This window comes from Vibrio pacinii DSM 19139, from assembly GCF_000711795.1.
GTDB lineage: Bacteria > Pseudomonadota > Gammaproteobacteria > Enterobacterales > Vibrionaceae > Vibrio > Vibrio pacinii.
Genome location: NZ_KL543978.1, coordinates 136,179 through 154,735 on the forward strand (window position 1 = coordinate 136,179; position 18,557 = coordinate 154,735).

The window sequence follows — 18,557 nt, forward strand, 5'->3', positions numbered from 1 at the left end:
AAAATATGGATGTTTAGTGAATAACTATGCCACAAGGAGTGGCTACGATATTTAACTAGTTGTAACTCGAGAAGTATATGCAAAATAACGCACAATCTGTCGAACAGACCAAAAGCAAAGCGACCTTTTGGATGTTTTTTATCCCTTCGTTAGTTGGCCTGTTTCTTTTTATGGCGCCGATCAGCTATCAAGGTGATCTCACCATTCCCGTTGCCGTTTTAGCAAAGTCTATTCAAGCCATTTTTGGTGATTACTTAGTTCACATCGTGACAGCTATCATTGCGTTTATGGCAATCGCATCAGCAGCATGTCGTATTAAAACGCCGACTTTCATTGCAAATAATGCGTTCCTTAACGGACTGTTTAATCCGAGCTCATTGTGGCTTGCCGTTCGTTTAATTGGTGGTGCTGCAGTCATCATGACGTTTTTCCAAGTTGGACCAAAAGCCATTTGGGAAGAAAATACTGGTGGTTTAGTACTTGAAGGCCTGTTACCGACACTTTTCTCTGTATTTATTTTTGCAGGCCTTTTGCTACCGCTGCTACTTAACTTTGGTCTACTTGAGTTGTTTGGTACCTTGTTGAGCAAAATCATGCGCCCACTGTTTAACCTTCCTGGTCGCAGTGCGATTGATTGTATGGCCTCGTGGCTTGGCGACGGCTCTGTCGGTATCTTGCTCACTAGCAAGCAGTATGAAGAAAAGTTTTATACTCAGCGTGAAGCCGCTGTCGTTGGTACTACATTCTCTGCCGTTTCAATAACGTTTAGCTTGGTCGTGATTGCCCAAGTAGAACTTGAGCACCTATTCTTGCCATTTTACGGTGCGATCTGCTTAGCTGGTTTTGTGGCTGCGGTGATTATTCCTCGTCTACCGCCACTGAGCTTAAAAAAAGACACCTTTATCGATGGTTCGAAACCTGCCAGCGATGCTGACGCGATTCCACATGATCACACCACTTTTTCTTGGGGTATGCACTTAGCCCTTAGCAAAGCAGCGCAAGTGAAGTCGGTACGTAGTGTGTTTTCAGAAGGCATTCGTAACGCGGTTGATATGGTGTTTGGCGTCCTACCAGTGGTTATGGGGCTTGGTACGATTGCATTGATTATTGCCGAATACACCTCTGTGTTCAGCATTCTAGGCCAACCATTTATTCCGTTTCTAGAACTACTCGGCGTACCTGAAGCAGTTGCGGCATCAGAGACCATCGTGGTTGGTTTCGCTGATATGTTCATTCCAGCGATTCTTGCAGCCTCTATCGACAATGAAATGACACGTTTCGTCATCGCTGCAATGTCAGTCACTCAGTTGATTTACATGTCAGAAGTGGGTGCATTGCTACTTGGTAGCCGTATCCCGGTTAACTTGATTGAACTGTTCACCATCTTTATCCTGCGCACGCTGATCACCCTTCCGGTTATTGCAGGTGTTGCACACTTGATCTTCTAATCAATATTGATATCAATAAAGCCCCGAAATCGGGGCTTTTTTAATCCAAAAAACTTTAAAGAGCGATGCCTATAGCTCTGTTCATTAAAGGATCTGATGGGTTTGACGTGCATATTTCTGGATAAGTGGATCTTTAATGTCCTCGCGATGTTCGGGTTGCCATAGCCCCTTGCCAATACCACGAACAATCAGGTGGATGACTGCAGAGTCAATCGCCGACATCACTGCTACATTCACTGGTTCGTTGTTGGTATAACCCATTTCAACTTCCAATAAGTCTTTGTAGTCAATGAATCGGAAGGCCCCAGCCGTCCATTCATGAGAAAAAATCGTTTTACTGGTCGTCACGCTTAACAGAATCTGACCCGTTGTAACGTTCACAGCTCTTAGATTAACGGTAACTTGATCGGTACGGTATTTTCCTGAAGATCCTATGCCTAAATATCTGGCCCCCACCCCTCCCGTTTTGATGTTCGAATCGTAGGCAACAATTCCACCTTCAATAACGACATTCGCTGAACTTAGCGCTGAAAGGTCATCACCGTGGTTGACACCTGATTGACCTTTTTTCTGTGCTGCACGTATGATTTTCCGTTCAGTAAGTAGGTTTTGTAGCCCTTCTCTTTCCAATGGAATAAACCAATTAGAGTCAAGCAAAGAGGCGGTTAGCAATGCAGTTCCGCCTTGAGGGACCGCGGTAGAAAAATTACTGTTTGGCTGAGGCTTGTATTGACCTGTTTGATCGCGAAAATCATACACAGAAACCAAGATCTTACCTTTAGGCAAAGGTAGTTGAACTAAATCCTGATAACTCGCACCACGAGGCATTAACGTTGGAGCTTGGTCTGCGTCAGGAATCGTCATTGAATTTGAGCATCCACCGAGACCAACAATCACAAGAAGTAATAGCAGTTTCTTCATTATTCTGTTCACTCTATTGATCAGGGTTTAAGCCAGCAACTTTAATTTCGGTGGATTCACCGGAAACCTTGTCGACAATTTGCACGATCAAAGTGCCATTATCATCGACAATGTTTAGGTAAAAGTCGTCGGTCTCTAATTGACCCGTATTACCATTACCTACATCAGCAAGTAACTGGCTTATCAAGCGTGATTCTAGGCTATTTGCTAGCCTCTCTAATGACGACTCGCTTTCAAACCCAGATTCATCAATAGGTGCTTTATAATCGTTAATCGCATTGGCCACTCCGAACAAGTGAGAGCTGTTGAGTGCATTCCCGCCAAAGCTTGGGTTAATTGGGGTATACACCAATTCGGTCGCTAACGCAGAATAAGATGAGATACAGAACATGATCGCACCATAGCTCAATAATTTTGATTTCATAGTAAATCCCTTTTTAAAACTCATCCCGTTCAAGATCGAAAGTATCTTGGTAACTCAATTGAGCTTTCCACCGAATCAAGTAAGAGGTCACCGCATTCATCGCAGCTTTCGCTTTATTTTCAGCTTGCTTCCTACCCGGAGACAACGCCGTTCTATAAATGACTCTTTCGCGGTGTAGCACACTGATGATACTTCCTGATAATGCTGTAGGTCGCTCTTTTACTGTTAAGTTTTCCTTCAATGAACCGTGCCTTTCATTTAAATATTGAGAAAAAAAGAAATAAAAATCGTCACCTAACCTTGTCATCGTTCGGTCAATAATCAATCCGTCCACTTCGTTTTCTAATATATAAGCATCCGTCTTTGACTCAATTTCCTCTTTGTTTTCAAAGCTACTCTCGCTAGAAAAAACATGCTGTGAGGTAAAACTGGTAATAACAAAGATGATCAGGCTTATATTCTTTAAATTCATACATTCCCTTGATACCTAAATCAGAAATACCTTAAAACTTACAATAAGGTATATCAATTAATTAATAATTAAACTTAAAATAGACTCAATAATAGGCCCATCTTATTTATGAGACAGATTTAAATCTCATTGAATAAACAAAACAAACATTACACCGAGAAATTAAATCAATATTACACAATAATTTAATAAATAAAAATCAACAACTTAGTATAGGTCTAATCATAAAGTACCAAATTAATAACCTGAAAAATTAAACTATTACCTATCATTCTTTACCAGAAGGTAAACCTAAAATAAAAATCAATATCTATATTTTCAATTCTAAGTTCATTGAGTTTAACTGTATAAAACTCATAATTAATCCGAGTTCGATAGTTAATCCAACTCTTATCGGAGGTTAAGGTGCAAAATCAAGTAATAAAGAACATAGGTTTTGTTGTCTTTTCTTTCTTAATGGCTACATCTGCCTACGCTGGAAATAAAAACATTGAATACTCAGATGAGATGTCGACGGAATTTGGGGAGTTCAATACTCAAGGTTCGACCATTTACTCCGAACTTTCAGAAATGAATTTATCAGCTAATAACTATGCAGAAGTAGTGTTAGAAAATGCCTTTGACTCCGAAGTCGTCATTTCTCAATACAACCAAGGCGGGGGAACCAACAAAGCCAAGGTAATACAGAGTAATGTCAACGGAAATAAGGCTGCGATCTCTCAATCGGGCGCTGAAAATCTAGCGGTGATTGAGCAATCTGAAGGACAAGATAATTACGCAGAGATTAAACAAGCAGGGTACGGTCACAATAGCTACATCAGTCAAAGTGGCAGTAATAACCTTGCTTATTTAAAGCAGTGTCGCGGTTTAGCCTGTACCAACACCAATGGTGGTAGTGATATCAGTATTGTTCAGGAAAACAACGACAACTTTGCACTGGTCGTAGATAGAGGAAACTCCAATTACGGCATAACACAAGATGGCGGTGACTCGATCGTCATTTTTAGCAATATGAATCGCGGTATTTACGTTAGGCAGTGATGCCCAACGTGAAGGATAAAATCACTATAAATGGACAAATAAAGGATCTATTCATGAAAAAGTTAGCTATTACAATCTCAGCTATTCTAGCATCAGGCGCGGCTTACGCGGGTAATGAAGCGACAACTGAGCTGCAGTTTGCATACGGTGATGATGTACAAATTACCCAAAATACATCCCATGCCAACCCAGCTCTAGGTAATGATGCTTTCGTCTACATGACTAATACGTATAAAAACGACACGGTTATCTTGCAAACAGGTAATGAAAACACAGCAACGGTTGATGCAACTCATGCTTCTCGTTCTCAGTTTGACATTACGCAAACCGGCAACGAAAACACGGCAACCATTGAGACAGAAGGTGCTCTTAATCGTTACAACGACCTAGACATCGTTCAAACAGGTAATGGCAATACATCGACTGTCAGCGTTGATGACGGTGATTACAATGATGCAGACGTTGACGTCAGTGGTGATGGTAACACTACCGTCGCTCAGTTTAACGGTGGCGGTGCTGATAACAACCATATCAAAACTAAGATCGTTAACGGCAACAATAACAGCGTAACAAGTGTGGTTAATAACGGCCATGCAAACGATGCGCACGTATTGGTGAGAAACAGCAACGACAACACTGTCAATACCACTCAGAACGGCGACCACAGTGATGCTTATGTGAGTGTGCGTAGTGGTTCAGATCTCAATGAAATTGATGTGACTCAGAATGATAGTAACTACGCAAGTGTTAGCGTTTACTGGGGCAGTGATGGCAACGACATCGACATTAGTCAGCACAACAGCAACGATGCATACGTTAATGTTGGTTTGTACAGTGACTTGAACGAAATCTCAATCGATCAAACCTCTAACGGCTCTGACGCATTGGTTAATCTAGCCTACTCAAGCAACAATGCTATCTCGGTATGGCAAAATGCTAACGATTCAGCAACGGTTAGTGGTTACGCTTCAAACAACAACACTGTTAACATCGTTCAGAACTAACATCAATGAACGTTCTATCTAAATCAAAAGCGGTGCCATATGGTACCGCTTTATTGGTTTTATCCGTTAGCTCTTTCAGCGTTGAAGGTACCGATATGTACGACCTATCAGACTATGCGCAATTGGCGTGTGAAGTGCATACAACCTCAATTCAGATAGTGATTACTACTAAGCAAAATACACCAGTTGGAAGCAGAATTAAAATCACGGGTTCCAGTTCGGTGAGCACTTCACTTACCCCTAATTCACGCCTAGGCCTGTCCCTGAGCAACTCTGATTTTCCTATTGAGCTGTCCTTAACAAGTGCAGACCACACCGCACTTTTTACCCTCAACCACCAGTGCAAACTAACCTATAAACCAACCTAATCTTGTCTATCGCTAATAAAAAAGCCCCTCAATATAGAGGGGCAAAGTACCATCGCTTATAGTTATAATTTTTCGTGCCTGTAAACTTACTTAACCAAAGTCGCCATTAACATAACCGCGCGTGCGGTCGTCTTTAGGTTCGCTAAAGATGACCTGTGTATCATTGTGTTCAACCAACTCCCCCATCAAAAAGAAAGCGGTGCGGTCTGAGATACGACGAGCTTGCTGCATCGAGTGAGTAACGATAACAATGGTGTAGTTTTTCTTCAGTTCTTCCATCAACTCTTCAATTTTATGCGTTGCAATTGGGTCAAGTGCTGACGTTGGTTCATCCATCAAAATAACGTCCGGTTCCATCGCAATGGTTCGCGCAATACACAAACGCTGTTGCTGACCACCCGACAAACCAAAAGCGTGCGATTTTAAGCGATCTTTAACCTCGTCCCACAGCGCTGCGCTGCGCAAAGAAGTCTCGACTACTTCATCAATATGCTTTTTGTCTTTGACACCTTGAGCGCGCAGACCATAAGCGACATTTTCGTAAATGCTCATCGGGAAAGGATTGGGTTTTTGGAACACCATGCCTACTTTGATGCGCAGATCAGCAACGTCAATGTTGCCGTAAATATCACCACCATCCATTTCTAAACGCCCCGTAATCTTGACGCCTTCAATCAAGTCGTTCATACGATTCAAGCAGCGCAGTAACGTCGACTTACCGCAACCAGAGGGGCCGATCAACGCAGTAACTTGGCGCTCGGGTACTGGCAAGTTGATTGACTTAAGCGCCTGATTATCACCGTAAAATAGGTCGAGGTTTTCAATATTAAACTTATTCATGTCGATATCTCTTAATTCTATAATTCTGTCGTGTCGCTTTAAATGCTCAGCAAGTTTAGTAAGTTGCTGTATTGAATCGCTTAGCAATCAGTTTAGTTAACGTGTTGATAAGCAGCACGACAACAATCAGTACGGTCGCAGTGCCGTAGGCTTGGTTCCACTCTTCTACCGTAAACAGTTCGGTCGTCAATTTGTATAAATGAACCGTCAAAGTGCGGCCTGAATCAAGCAGCGAATCTGGAATTCGTGCAACCATCCCTGCGGTTAGAAATACTGGCGCTGATTCGCCAATAACCCGACCAATACTCAGGATTACTGAGGTTAAGATACCAGGAATGGCACTTGGCAAAATTAAGCGCCAAATGGTGTAAATTTTTGAAGCGCCCAACCCATAAGAACCTTCACGGTATGTCTGTGGGACTGCCATTAGCGCTTCTTCTGTCGTCCGGATGATCACTGGAAGAATTAAAATACTCAGAGTCAGAGCCCCCGAAAGTATCGAGAAGCCTAGACCAAGAATCGCAACAAAAAAGGTCATACCAAACAGACCAAAGATGATGGATGGGATCCCTGCAAGCGACTCGGTACAAAAACGTATGATTTTAACTAATCGGCTGCCCACTTTGGCGTATTCGGTTAGATAAATAGCTGTCATGATGCCCAGAGGCGCAGCAACCGCTATCGAAGCAAAAACCATATAAATAGTTGAGATGATCATCGGAAAGATCCCATGCTCATCACCTGTTCGTGTGTAGTCGTCAGTGATAAAAGCCCAGTCCACATGCTGAAGACCGTTAGATAAGATGTACCAAATAATCCAGAATAGAAAACCAACCGTAAGCGCTGCTGCTGCCCATACAAAGGCGGTCAGAATATTATCTTTGGTTTGACGAGCTTTTTTAAGCTTAACCTTATGCATCGCCATTGCGCTGTTATTGATTGTAGACATTGTCATTACCTCGCCTTCTCACGATTTAAGTACAGAAGGATAGCGTTCAAAGACATAATGAAGGCCAGTAACACCACGCCCGTCGCATAGAGCGCATTTGCATGAATACCACTTGCGTATGACATTTCAATCGCAATATTGGCCGTCAACGTACGTGCGGAATCTAAAATTCCTTCAGGCATGGCAGGCGCGTTACCCATCACCATGATGATCGCCATGGTTTCACCAAGTGCACGACCAATACCAAGGATGACGCCAGTCATAATGCCACTGCGAGCCGCGGGAACTAATAATTTGAATATCGTAAAAATATTAGAAGCACCCAATGCCAAAGAGCCTTCTTTATAGGTGCGTGGCACAGCGCGAATGGACGTTTCTGATACCGTAATAACGGTTGGCAGAATCATCACACCCAAGACAATGATACCGGCCAAAATGGTGTTACCCGCTGGCACTTGAAAAATGTCTTGTATCAAAGGAACAATGATAACTAGTCCAAAGAAACCGTAGACAACGGAAGGGATACCAGCCAATAGTTCGACCGCAGGACGAATCACATCCGCCACGCGCTTAGGCGCAATTTCTGCGATAAAAATTGCCGTGAGAACGCCGATAGGCACACCAACCACAACCGCCCCTAAAGTTGAAACCACAGAGGCAACAATCATCGTTGCCACACCATACAGGGCGGGTGGTAACCAATCTTGGCCAAGCACAATGCCTGATACGCCCACTTCTTGGAAAGCAGGAATACTTTCTTTGACAATGAAGTAGGCAATGACCGCTAGAGAGACAATACCGATAATTGCACTGGTTAAAAACAAGCCATGAAAGATCCGCTCTTTCCAATCAACGCGTTTTTTAGTTCGCAAACCCGTTTTTTTAAATGCAGTCGCTTGCGTATTCATAAGCTTTTCACTATTTGCGATGGTCATTTTGATATCTCACAGTTCGAGAGCAGAATTCGCTACTTCGAATTGGATTGAAAACGCTCAGCCCGAAAAAGTTGGGCTGAGCAAATTAACATTTGTTGCTAAAAACTAGTTAACTGAGATGTAACCTTTACTGTCAACCAACGCTTGCGCTTCATCAGTCAACATCCAGTCTAGGAACTTTTGAGTTTCAGCTGATGGCTCGCCTTCTTTGTAAAGGACAAGGAATGGACGAGCAACTTTGTAAGAGCCGTTCTTCACATTGTCGACAGAGGCTGGAGTACCATCAATAGCAAGTGCGTTAACGGTGTTATCGACCGTACCCAGTGAGATATAACCAATAGCGTATGGGTTCGAAGCTACCATGGTTTTTAGCGCACCGTTACCGTTAGCAACTTGTGCACGCTGGGAAATGGCAGAGACTTTCTTACCCGAAATTTTCTTCTTCAAGCTCATGATGTCTTCAAATGCACCGCGAGTACCAGAAGCGGTATCACGAGTGATTGCAACGATAGGCTTGTCTGAACCACCCACATCTTTCCAGTTGGTCACTTCACCTTTGTAAATTGCCGTTACTTGCTCTGCAGTTAAGCCTGATAATTTGTTTTTAGGGTTAACAACAACAGCGATACCATCACGGGCAATCACTTCTTCCTTAAGTGATGGCTCTTTTTCTGAAGACTTTAGGTTACGTGAAGACATACCTAAATCAGCAGAACCATTTTTGGCGGCTTTAACACCAGCTGAAGACCCAGGGCCTTGCACTTCAATAAATACGTTAGAGTTTGACTTCATGTATGTTTCAGAGAAAACTTCCATCAGTGGAGTGACGCTGCTAGAACCCACTGCAGAGATCGTTTCTTTAGCAGAAACTGAAGTCACTGCCATTGTGCCTAGAAGTGCAATTGCACCGATTACTGTCTTTTTCATCACAATTTCCTTTAGTGGCTTGATTGCCGTTGTGTTTCACTTGAACGCAGCCCACTTTAGAACTCGAATATGACAATTGTGTTTCACTTAGTTGAAGCCTCTATGACAGCGGTTGACTAACCTTGTCGATCTTAAAACGCCAGCATCGCTTCCACATTAATCGTACTTTAGTCGGTTTAACTTTCCCTTTTGTTCAAATCGTACATAAAACAACCCATTGATAAGCTTAATAAATTTAGTTGCATAGCCCCTGTTCAAACTTTGTTTCATTCAACTTAATTTCTTAGTTGAAATATTGCATATAGGAATTAGAATCATTTGAAAATAATAACAATATACTCAATTCATTTATCGAAGAGGTTTTCTAATGCGCCCGTTACTCAGTGGCTTATCAATAAAAGTGCAGATCCTAGTACCTGTACTGTTTACGCTACTCTTGCTAATTGCAGGAATTACTTACAGCACCACATCTCTAAAGCACGCGTTTAAACAAGTAACCGTTTCAACCGAAACGGTTATTAACAACAAAGATCAACTGACTAAAATTATCGACAACACCTATGCAATGCGAATTAAAGCGATATACAGCTTGTTCCGTGCAGAAGATGTCGCCCAACTGACCTCGACTCTCCAAGCCAAGCAACGTGACAATCTACGCCTGTTAGATTCACTTAATCAGGTCGGTGGACTAAAACGCGAAACTCAGCAGATGGAACAGGCTATTGATAACTATGTGAGCTATTCAATTAACACCATGATTCCACTGCTCAGCGTTAAACACGAGAACGGCGAAAACTCGGCAGATTTCCAACGCCAATACGATCAAGCCGCTTCCCTTTATCGTGACAAAGGTCGCGAGATGGTCGAAGCGATCGATCAACTATCCAATAAGCTTAACCAAATCGCCCTTGATGAAGTCAACGACAATGAAGCGAAGCATTCTAGCGTGATGAACAATTCGATTATCGGTTTGATTGCGGTACTACTTGCCGCTTGCATAATCAGTTGGTGGCTGGCCGGTATTATCGTCACACCAATTGAAAAGCTTCAGGCAGCCATGAAAGAACTGGCGCAAGGCAATCTGACCATTACGGTCGCAGAAGAAGGCAATAATGAAATCACCGCCCTATCGCGGAATTTCAACCTCACGGCTTTGCAACTTAAACAAACGGTTGATGCTCTAGTTCGAATCAGTGTCAACGTTGCTTCGGCATCAACAGAGCTTGCAGCGGTAATGACACAATCGAGCGTTAACTCCGACCAAGAGAAGAACGAAGTCGAACAAGTCGCATCAGCAATCAACCAAATGGAAAGTACTGCTTTAGAAGTCACGCAAAATGCTAATCTTGCTGATGCCGCTTCTAGCAGTGCTAACCAAATGGCAAAAGAGAGCTTAGCTATCTTTGAACAAAGCATTCGTGAAAGCGCCAAGATGGCCGATCAATTGACTCAGGCCGCTGATGTGGTGAACTCTCTAAAAGAGCAATCAGAGCAAATTGGCAAAGTGATTGAGGTGATTGAAAGTATTTCTGAGCAAACCAATCTTCTGGCGTTAAATGCAGCCATTGAAGCGGCGCGTGCAGGGGAAAGTGGCCGAGGCTTTGCCGTGGTCGCCGATGAAGTCCGTATGCTGGCAGCGAGAACACAAGAGTCGACTAAAGAGATTCAAGTCATCATTGAAGAGTTGCAACACCAATCCGGCAGTGCCAACGATAGCATGACATCGAGCCTTGAGATGCTTGCGCAAAACCAGCAGCAAGCTGCACAAGTGAGCGAGGCGTTAAACCAGATCAGTACTTCAATTTCAGAACTGACCTCTCTAAATGCTCAAGTGGCGGTAGCGTCAGAAGAACAAGGACAGGTTACCTCCGACATCAATAACAACTTGGGCAATATTTATCAGCTGGTAAGCCAAAACGTTACGGGGATTACCCAATCCGCTGCAGCGAGCCAAGAGCTCTCGACCCTAGCCGAAAGTCAAAAGCAGCAGCTAAGCTTTTTTAAAATATAGAAAACGCGTTTAAGACTGTCTCAGAGCAAAACAAATAACAAAAAAAAGGGGTTGCCAATCTGGCAACCCCTTCTCTTTTAAGCTCTATTACTCGTCTTCAATCTTTGGTGCAACTTTCTTTTTAGGGATAAAGACGTTATCGCCCACCGCAACGTTTTGATGGAAACTCTTATCACGTTTGACTGGCTTCTTAATTGATTTCTTCGCCTGAGGTTTCGCTTTCTTGGTCGTTTTATCTTTGGCGCGGAAATCAGGCTTGCGCGGTTTGATTCCTTTAAACTTACCTTGTAAACCTTCCAACTCGGAAAATGCCAGATCTTGTTGTAGGTAGGTTTCAACGCGTTTAAAGCTATCCCAGTCTTTCGGCCCCACTAAAGAAGCGGCATCACCTTTATTACCCGCACGACCCGTACGACCCACACGGTGAACGTATTCTTCGGTATGTTTTGGCATGTCAAAGTTAATCACGTGTGTCACATTGGTGATATCCAAACCACGTGATGCAATGTCAGTTGTGACCAGAATTTTGAACACAGCTCGCTCAAACTGACTCATAATGGTGTTACGTTGAGTCTGCGTTAGGCTGCCGCTTAGCGCGACCGCTTTAAGCTTTTTCTCGTTCAACTTGTCAGTCAAGCGTTCTGTATCAGCGCGTGTCGCAGTAAAGATCATCACTTGTTTGTACTGCGCTTCACTCAAAATACGATCAAGAATGGCTTCTTTGTGGTCTAAGTGATCACACAAATAGAATTTTTGCGCGATGTCTTTGTGCTCGTCACTGCCCACACCAATAGCGATTTGTTTTGGTGCGTTAAGCATCTCAATAGCAATATCATTAACTTGGGTATGATCTAACGTCGCAGAGAACATCAAGGTTTGACGACGACGATGCTTAGCCGCGTTGTGAATGCGACGTAGTTCAGGGGCAAAACCCAAATCCAACATACGGTCTGCTTCATCCAGTACTAGCGTCTCAAGTCCATCAAGGTGCAAAGAGCGATGCTCTAGGTGATCAGCTAAACGCCCTGGGGTGGCCACAATAAACTTAGGGTAACGACGCAAAGCTTTCACTTGGTCGTTGAAGTTCTCTCCGCCAACAATCAACGTCGCATCGTATGATAGACCCGCCAACATTGTGCGCAATTCGCCGTAAACCTGTTTTGCCAGTTCACGCGTCGGTGCCAAAATTAGGCCACGAGGATCTTTTGCTGAAAACGCTTTGTTTTTTAAAGATTTATGTAGCATAGGCAAAACAAATGCCAGCGTCTTACCTGAACCCGTTTTTGATGAAGCCAACAGATCTTTACCTGCGATCGCAACCGGAATGGCGCGTTGCTGTATCTCTGTCGCCTTGTTAAAATCCAAATGTTTTAAGTTCTTCAGTAAGCGATTGTCTAAACCTAACTCTTTAAACTGCAAAGTATTCTCCAATTGAACTAAGTGTTGATGGCACGACGTCAAATGGGTGCCGAATAAACACGAAAATATTAATAACAGGCCATGATAACTGTATTCAGCGAAAGAGGATAGAGATCACATAAAATAATCTTGTCATGCAAAATAAGGTTAGATGCAGTCAATAGAATGGCTTGCACTGATTGCTGCTACCAGTGAGACATCGATCACCTAATTCGATAATTGCTTAAATTCTTGGGTTTTTTTGACTTTGGCATGCTTTAGGATGCCTATAATTAGAGCTACACTGAAAACGCCACTATAAGAGCAAGAAATTATAGGGCGTCATATTGATACTTTACAAGCAAGGAGTTCTCTTATGAACAAAATGTTGATCGCAGCTGCAGCATCATCTGTTCTTCTACTAGCAGGTTGTGCCTCTGGTCCTGATGAAGCAACAACAGCAAAAATGGATGAGCTAAGCAATCAAGTCAGCCAACTAAGCCAAGACGTTCAAGCTCTACAATCAGAAGTACGTAAATCGAACGATTCAGCAATGGCAGCTCAAGAAGAAGCAGCACGTGCTAACGAGCGTATCGACAACATTGCTCAGTCTTACACTAAGTAATACGTCTTCCTAAAAAAAGAGGGTCAGCATTCTGACCCTCTTTTGATTTAATATGTACGTGTTGGCGCAACAATTTCAACCGGGACACCGTTTTGTGCCAAGATGACCGCACGTGCTTTAACGTCAGAATAATCAAACTCTTCTAACCACCAACTCAGCTCTATCGGCACTTCCAGATCGTGTTTTACGCCATCGCTGCGCGTTAGGGGTTCATGCGCTTCTACAAACACACTTCTATCGGGCTCCAAAGCAACTTTAATCGGTTGATTAATCACCCGCACCTTTTCGCCTAATTCTACCTTTTCAAATAACCATTCGATGTCTTTTGGATCCATACGAATGCAACCAGAACTGACACGAAGACCGATTCCAAAATCTTTATTGGTGCCATGAATAAGATAATCACCAATACCATAAGCGAGACGAAGTGCATACTCCCCTAGAGGGTTGTCAGGCCCCGCTGGGACCACGGCTGGAAGCTCGATCCCTCTCGCACGGTACTCTTTTCGAATAGAGGCTGGTGGCGTCCATGTCGGATTGGGGCGTTTCTGACTAATGCGAGTTTCCATTTCTGGCGTATCGCGACCAATTCGGCCAATCCCAACCGGAAATATATGAACTTTATTGATTTCAGGTTGAAAGTAGTAGAGGCGCAGTTCAGCCAAGTTAATCACCACCCCTTGACGTTCGACATTGGGTAATATTATCTGAGTTGGAATGGTCAGTACGTAGTCAACTTGTGGCAAAAAAGGATCGACGCCTTTGTTTGCCGCCATAAGCGACAAAAATCCCACATCATACTGCTTGGCAATATTTGCCAGTGTGTCACCCTCTGCCACTTGATGAAACTGAGTACGCCCAACAATACTGCTGCCTTCAAGCGGGAGGTCGTAAGTGGCAGCAAACACAGATGTACTCAAGCAACAACACCAAGCGATAAATTTACGCACCATCGTTCGTTTCCTTGGCTTCTTTGTAGAGGCTTAAGGTTATCTCTCTTTCGCTCTTGTGATCAACGATTGGTGCAGGATATGACAAAGCTTTGGCATTGGGCGACTTCCAAGGAGAGTGAATCCACTTGTCAGGCAAATTGGCTAACTCAGGAACCCAAGTGCGAACAAAGTGCCCCTCAGGGTCAAAGCGTTCGCCCTGTGTGGTTGGGTTGAAAATGCGAAAGTATGGCTGACCATCGCAGCCCGTTGATGCACACCATTGCCACCCACCGTTGTTTGCAGCGTAGTCACCATCCACCAGCTTGGACATAAAGTATTGCTCACCAATGCGCCAATCAACATGCAAATCTTTGACAAGAAAGCTGGCCACAATCATCCTAAGACGATTATGCATCCAACCGGTTTTGTTTAGTTGACGCATCGCCGCATCGACAATTGGGTAGCCCGTATTACCGGTTTTCCATGCCTCGATAAACGCCGGGTTATCACGCCACAATAGGTTATCCCCCCACGGCGTAAAACTGTGCCCTTTACTTAATTTAGGTTCAAAGTAGATCAAATGTTGGTAGAACTCTCGCCACACCAACTCGCTTTGCCACACCTCTCGTCCGCCCGTCAAAGGTAGCTCACGCTGGTAGGTTAAACGTGCCATACATTGACGTACTGATAAGGCGCCAATAGCAAGGTAAGGCGACAGCAAGCTGGTAGCGTTTAGTGCCGGAAAATCCCTATGCTGATCATAACCATCCGCTCCATCGCTATCGAAAGCACGCAATTGGTCAATGATTGATTGTGTATCAACCGCGTAAGCTTCACTGCTTTCACGAGGATAATCAAAACAGGACTCAAGACACCATGGCGTTACCTTTTTATCATGCCACACTGCGCGCTGAGCAATGGGGGCAACTTTAGTGACTCGCCATGGCTGTTGATACATTTTGGCTAAATAAGCACGTTTGAACGGGGTAAACACTTTGAAGTATTGTCCTTGCTTATTCATCACACTGCCCGGTGGCAATAGGCACTTGTCATCTAGTGCGTTACTTTCAAGATCAGCTGCGTCAAGCAATTCAACAAGTCGTTTATCACGTGCAACTTCATTGATTTCATACTCTTTATTGAAATAAACCCTCGAAGCCGAATGGGTTTGTGCGAGATCAGCAACCATTTGTGCCGCTTCATTGTACGTCGGGGCTTGCGCGTAAATCAGCGGTATATTGTTATGCTCAAGATCTTTTTGCAGTTCGAATAAGCGACGATAGATGAGGTCCGCTTGGATCGGAGCAAGATGATGCTCAGCCCACGTTTGCGGCGTAGCAATATAAACCGCCACCACAGGTTCACCGCTTATCGAGGCGTGATAAAGCGCGCTGTTATCTTCTACTCGTAAATCTCGACGTAACCAGACAATATTCATTTTACCCTCTAGTGTTCAATCAAATCTGACAGCAAAACTTCACCATCAAAGCTGTGTTTGATTCTTTCTATTGTTGCGGTCTGAGTTGGGCCTAACGGACGCGAGCTATAAAGAGCCAATACCTGATAAGCGCCTAAACCGCTATGCTCAACTAACCCAGATAAATCATCGACACCATCAATGATCACCATATGCATACCTAATTGTGAAAGTTTCAATGCCCATAGTCTCGAACCAAAGTCATTGATAGAATCTGAGCTAATAAACAAGCAACGTCCACTTCGAGCCGCTTTGTTCTCGGCATCAATGATGGCGCTCAAGCGCGCAGACAAAATCGCATCCATTAATCCTTTTTGCAGTGAGCGCAAACCAAAACGGACTAAAGATAATGCTTTCACTGAAGGCTGAATAAATTGGCTATCGACCACGTCGAGCGGATACTCTTTTAGCACCGTACTGACGATAGCGTCGGCTTTACTCTTGTTCAAATCAGCCAGAGCCTGAAGAAATTTCGCCACCTCTTCTAACTGCTCTACGCCAACCAACTCGACGCCATCAAGCGAGACATTAGACTCAAGCACCGCTTTGACCTTGCCAATCGGCACCCCTTTGTTGAGCCAACCTTGGATCTCACCGATCAAAGCGACATCTTGGTCTGTGTACAGACGATGCCCTTTTTCAGTTCGCTGAGGTTGAACTAGACTGTAACGTCTTTGCCAAGCTCTGAGCGTCACTGGTTTAACGCCTGTTATTTCAGAGACTTCACGAATTGCGTATAGCTTTTTCTCACAATCCATATCTTAAACGTAACTCCTGAGGGTGTGGTTGCAAGAAGGCCTGCTCAGCCAAATATTCATCCGGATGAGCCGATAAGTAGTGTTTCAACAGCGTCAATGGCGCAAGTAAAGGTAGTAGGCCGACGCGATAATCATCAATGACCTGACGTAACTCTTGTTTTTGATTCTTGTCTAAGTTGCGCTTAAAGTAACCTTGGATATGCATCAGCACATTGGTATTGTTTTTGCGACTGGCGCGGTGTGACATCGCGTTCATCAGTCCTTCTCGATATAGGCGATAAAACTCGTCGAGTTCATACTCTTTGATGTTGGCGACAAGCTTACCTAACTCTTTATAAGAGGCAGGATGGTGCGCCATTAAAGTGAGTTTGTATCGCGAATGGAACGCAACGATCTTTCCTCGCGTAGGCTCATCTCCCATCGAGTTGTAGAAGTCATGAAGTGAGAATATCCGCGTAATAAAGTTCTCTTTTAACACGGGGTCATTAAGACGACCATCTTCCTCAACTGGTAACCAAGGCATGCCTTTCATCAATTCATTGGTATAAAGGCCAACCCCGATGCTCTCGGCGTTGTTCTTGTTGTACACCTTGACTCGTTCCATGCCGCAAGTAGGAGACTTTGCACAAACGATGTAGCCGCAAAGTTGCTGTTGTTCGAGCTCAGCAACTTTACTTTTCGAATAATCCAGCACCTTATCAGTGTGGTCCTGAGTGGGATCTTTTGTCTCAACCAGCGCAATGCGTTCTTGGTCGGAAACCAGTCGAATGGTAGGTCGCGGCACAGGCATGCCAGAGCCGACCTCTGGGCACACGGGGACAAAATCAAAGTATGGCGCAAGTTCCTTAGTCACAAACTTACTTATTTTGTGGCCTGAGTCGAAACGCACACGCTCACCTAACACACAAGAACTGATGCCTATTTTAATCGTTTGATCCATGAGTGGCTCCTTTACATTACTGTGCTATACAATTTTTATTCTTGTATAAGTTTTAGCACAGTTTTAATGAGGTGTACAAAAAAAATATTTGTATAACTTTGAATAACAGTTACGAAATAAAATCCGTTTTCGTTCACTTGGTTAAGCAAACGTTTTTCCGAATCGATTGCTCAATCACTTTCAACACATTTAGTTATCAATGGTAAAAAAGGGGCAGAGACAAGCACTTTATGTGAGCTATATCTCATGGCTTATTACTTCATAAGGCTAGTATTGCCTCAACAGATTATTCAAAATCAACATAATTAGTAATCAGAAGCTTGAGTTACTAATAAACTTGGAGTATTGACTATGGCAACCCCTCACATTAACGCAAAACCAGGTGATTTCGCTGAAACCGTGCTAATGCCTGGTGACCCACTACGAGCTAAGTACATCGCAGAAACGTTTTTAGAAGATGTTGAGCAAGTGTGTGATGTTCGCAATATGTTTGGCTATACAGGTACTTACAAAGGCAAGAAAGTGTCTGTAATGGGCCATGGTATGGGTATCCCATCGTGCTGTATCTATGTTCACGAATTGATCGCTGAATACGGTGTAAAAAATGTTATTCGTGTTGGTAGCTGTGGCGCAGTACGTGACGACGTTAAACTTATGGATGTTGTCATCGGTATGGGTGCTTCTACCGATTCGAAAGTAAACCGTATTCGTTTCAACAACCATGACTTCGCAGCGATTGCTGACTACGGTCTATTAGAAGAAGCGGTTAACCAAGCACGTGCGCAACAAGTGCCAATCAAAGTCGGTAACGTGTTCTCTGCTGACCTTTTCTACACTCCTGAAGCTGATATCTTCGAGAAGATGGAAAAATTAGGCATCTTAGGCGTTGATATGGAAGCGGCTGGTATCTACGGTGTCGCGGCTGATCTTGGTGCAAAAGCTCTGACAATTCTTACCGTGTCAGACCACATCATCCGTGGCGAAAAACTCAGTGCTGAAGAGCGTCAGAAGTCATTCAACGACATGATGAAAGTCGCACTAGAAACAGCCATCAACATCTAATCAAAGTTAGCTGCCAACTATCTAT

Annotated in this window: 18 protein-coding genes; 6 read left to right on the top strand and 12 right to left on the bottom strand. The window is 43.7% G+C overall.

The window, feature by feature from the left end; all coding sequences use genetic code 11:
* The first annotated feature begins 77 nt into the window (after positions 1-77).
* Positions 78-1,448, top strand: coding sequence for a YjiH family protein (locus BS19_RS18695; protein WP_038177407.1), 1,371 nt, complete (start codon positions 78-80; stop codon positions 1,446-1,448).
* Between the two features lie 84 nt (positions 1,449-1,532).
* Here the strand turns inward: BS19_RS18695 and BS19_RS18700 are convergent, their stop codons facing one another.
* Genes BS19_RS18700 through BS19_RS18710 form a run of 3 tightly spaced genes read right to left on the bottom strand, consistent with a single transcriptional unit; the run spans position 1,533 to position 3,265 of the window.
* The gene (locus tag BS19_RS18700; RefSeq protein WP_038177408.1) at positions 1,533-2,369 is read right to left on the bottom strand and encodes a CsgG/HfaB family protein; all 837 of its coding nucleotides are present in this window, start codon (positions 2,367-2,369) and stop codon (positions 1,533-1,535) included.
* A 13-nt stretch (positions 2,370-2,382) separates the two neighbouring features.
* Positions 2,383-2,760 (bottom strand): curli assembly protein CsgF, encoded by a 378-nt coding sequence (locus BS19_RS18705; protein ID WP_051686585.1) that lies wholly within the window; start codon positions 2,758-2,760, stop codon positions 2,383-2,385.
* 46 nt (positions 2,761-2,806) lie between these two features.
* A complete protein-coding gene (locus tag BS19_RS18710) occupies positions 2,807-3,265 on the bottom strand; it encodes a curli production assembly/transport protein CsgE (protein ID WP_038177411.1) in 459 nt (152 codons plus the stop codon).
* 405 nt (positions 3,266-3,670) lie between these two features.
* Between BS19_RS18710 and BS19_RS18715 the strand changes: the two genes are divergently transcribed.
* Together BS19_RS18715 and BS19_RS18720 are read left to right on the top strand one after the other, a co-directional pair.
* A complete protein-coding gene (locus BS19_RS18715; protein WP_038177412.1) occupies positions 3,671-4,306 on the top strand; it encodes a minor curlin subunit CsgB in 636 nt (211 codons plus the stop codon).
* Positions 4,307-4,359: 53 nt separating this feature from the next.
* The gene (locus BS19_RS18720) at positions 4,360-5,310 is read left to right on the top strand and encodes a curlin (protein WP_038177413.1); all 951 of its coding nucleotides are present in this window, start codon (positions 4,360-4,362) and stop codon (positions 5,308-5,310) included.
* A 458-nt stretch (positions 5,311-5,768) separates the two neighbouring features.
* On the opposite strand, the gene pstB is transcribed toward BS19_RS18720, so the two are convergent.
* The 4 genes from pstB to BS19_RS18745 form a co-directional block, all read right to left on the bottom strand.
* Positions 5,769-6,518: a phosphate ABC transporter ATP-binding protein PstB gene (gene pstB, locus BS19_RS18730; RefSeq protein ID WP_038177416.1), complete on the bottom strand. Its 750-nt coding sequence runs from the start codon at positions 6,516-6,518 to the stop codon at positions 5,769-5,771.
* Positions 6,519-6,573: 55 nt separating this feature from the next.
* Positions 6,574-7,437 (bottom strand): phosphate ABC transporter permease PstA, encoded by an 864-nt coding sequence (pstA, locus tag BS19_RS18735; RefSeq protein ID WP_038177566.1) that lies wholly within the window; start codon positions 7,435-7,437, stop codon positions 6,574-6,576.
* Between the two features lie 35 nt (positions 7,438-7,472).
* Positions 7,473-8,402 carry a phosphate ABC transporter permease subunit PstC gene (gene pstC / locus BS19_RS18740; RefSeq protein WP_038177417.1) on the bottom strand — a complete coding sequence of 310 codons (930 nt, stop codon included), beginning with the start codon at positions 8,400-8,402 and terminating at the stop codon, positions 7,473-7,475.
* Positions 8,403-8,507: 105 nt separating this feature from the next.
* The gene (locus tag BS19_RS18745) at positions 8,508-9,329 is read right to left on the bottom strand and encodes a phosphate ABC transporter substrate-binding protein (RefSeq protein WP_038177418.1); all 822 of its coding nucleotides are present in this window, start codon (positions 9,327-9,329) and stop codon (positions 8,508-8,510) included.
* A 367-nt stretch (positions 9,330-9,696) separates the two neighbouring features.
* Between BS19_RS18745 and BS19_RS18750 the strand changes: the two genes are divergently transcribed.
* Positions 9,697-11,340, top strand: a complete 1,644-nt coding sequence (locus tag BS19_RS18750) for a methyl-accepting chemotaxis protein (RefSeq protein WP_038177419.1) — start codon at positions 9,697-9,699, stop codon at positions 11,338-11,340.
* A gap of 87 nt (positions 11,341-11,427) precedes the next feature.
* Here BS19_RS18750 and BS19_RS18755 read toward each other — a convergent pair whose 3' ends face one another.
* Entirely contained in the window at positions 11,428-12,771 is a 1,344-nt protein-coding gene (locus BS19_RS18755; protein WP_038177567.1) for a DEAD/DEAH box helicase, read from the bottom strand.
* 343 nt (positions 12,772-13,114) lie between these two features.
* On the opposite strand from BS19_RS18755, the gene BS19_RS18760 reads away from it, so the two are divergent.
* Positions 13,115-13,363: an Lpp/OprI family alanine-zipper lipoprotein gene (locus BS19_RS18760; protein ID WP_038177420.1), complete on the top strand. Its 249-nt coding sequence runs from the start codon at positions 13,115-13,117 to the stop codon at positions 13,361-13,363.
* A 47-nt stretch (positions 13,364-13,410) separates the two neighbouring features.
* On the opposite strand, the gene BS19_RS18765 is transcribed toward BS19_RS18760, so the two are convergent.
* Genes BS19_RS18765 through BS19_RS18780 form a run of 4 tightly spaced genes read right to left on the bottom strand, consistent with a single transcriptional unit; the run spans position 13,411 to position 17,470 of the window.
* Positions 13,411-14,316 carry a L,D-transpeptidase family protein gene (locus tag BS19_RS18765; RefSeq protein WP_038177422.1) on the bottom strand — a complete coding sequence of 302 codons (906 nt, stop codon included), beginning with the start codon at positions 14,314-14,316 and terminating at the stop codon, positions 13,411-13,413.
* The gene (gene phrB, locus BS19_RS18770) at positions 14,306-15,733 is read right to left on the bottom strand and encodes a deoxyribodipyrimidine photo-lyase (RefSeq protein WP_038177423.1); all 1,428 of its coding nucleotides are present in this window, start codon (positions 15,731-15,733) and stop codon (positions 14,306-14,308) included. Before phrB ends, BS19_RS18765 begins: the two co-directional genes overlap by 11 nt.
* Positions 15,734-15,741: 8 nt before the next feature.
* Positions 15,742-16,530, bottom strand: a complete 789-nt coding sequence (locus tag BS19_RS18775; RefSeq protein ID WP_038177425.1) for a MerR family transcriptional regulator — start codon at positions 16,528-16,530, stop codon at positions 15,742-15,744.
* The gene (locus BS19_RS18780) at positions 16,520-17,470 is read right to left on the bottom strand and encodes a YbgA family protein (protein ID WP_038177426.1); all 951 of its coding nucleotides are present in this window, start codon (positions 17,468-17,470) and stop codon (positions 16,520-16,522) included. Before BS19_RS18780 ends, BS19_RS18775 begins: the two co-directional genes overlap by 11 nt.
* A 351-nt stretch (positions 17,471-17,821) precedes the next feature.
* Here BS19_RS18780 and deoD point away from each other — a divergent pair, with 351 nt between their 5' ends.
* The gene (gene deoD, locus BS19_RS18785; RefSeq protein ID WP_038177427.1) at positions 17,822-18,532 is read left to right on the top strand and encodes a purine-nucleoside phosphorylase; all 711 of its coding nucleotides are present in this window, start codon (positions 17,822-17,824) and stop codon (positions 18,530-18,532) included.
* The last annotated feature ends 25 nt before the right edge of the window (positions 18,533-18,557 follow it).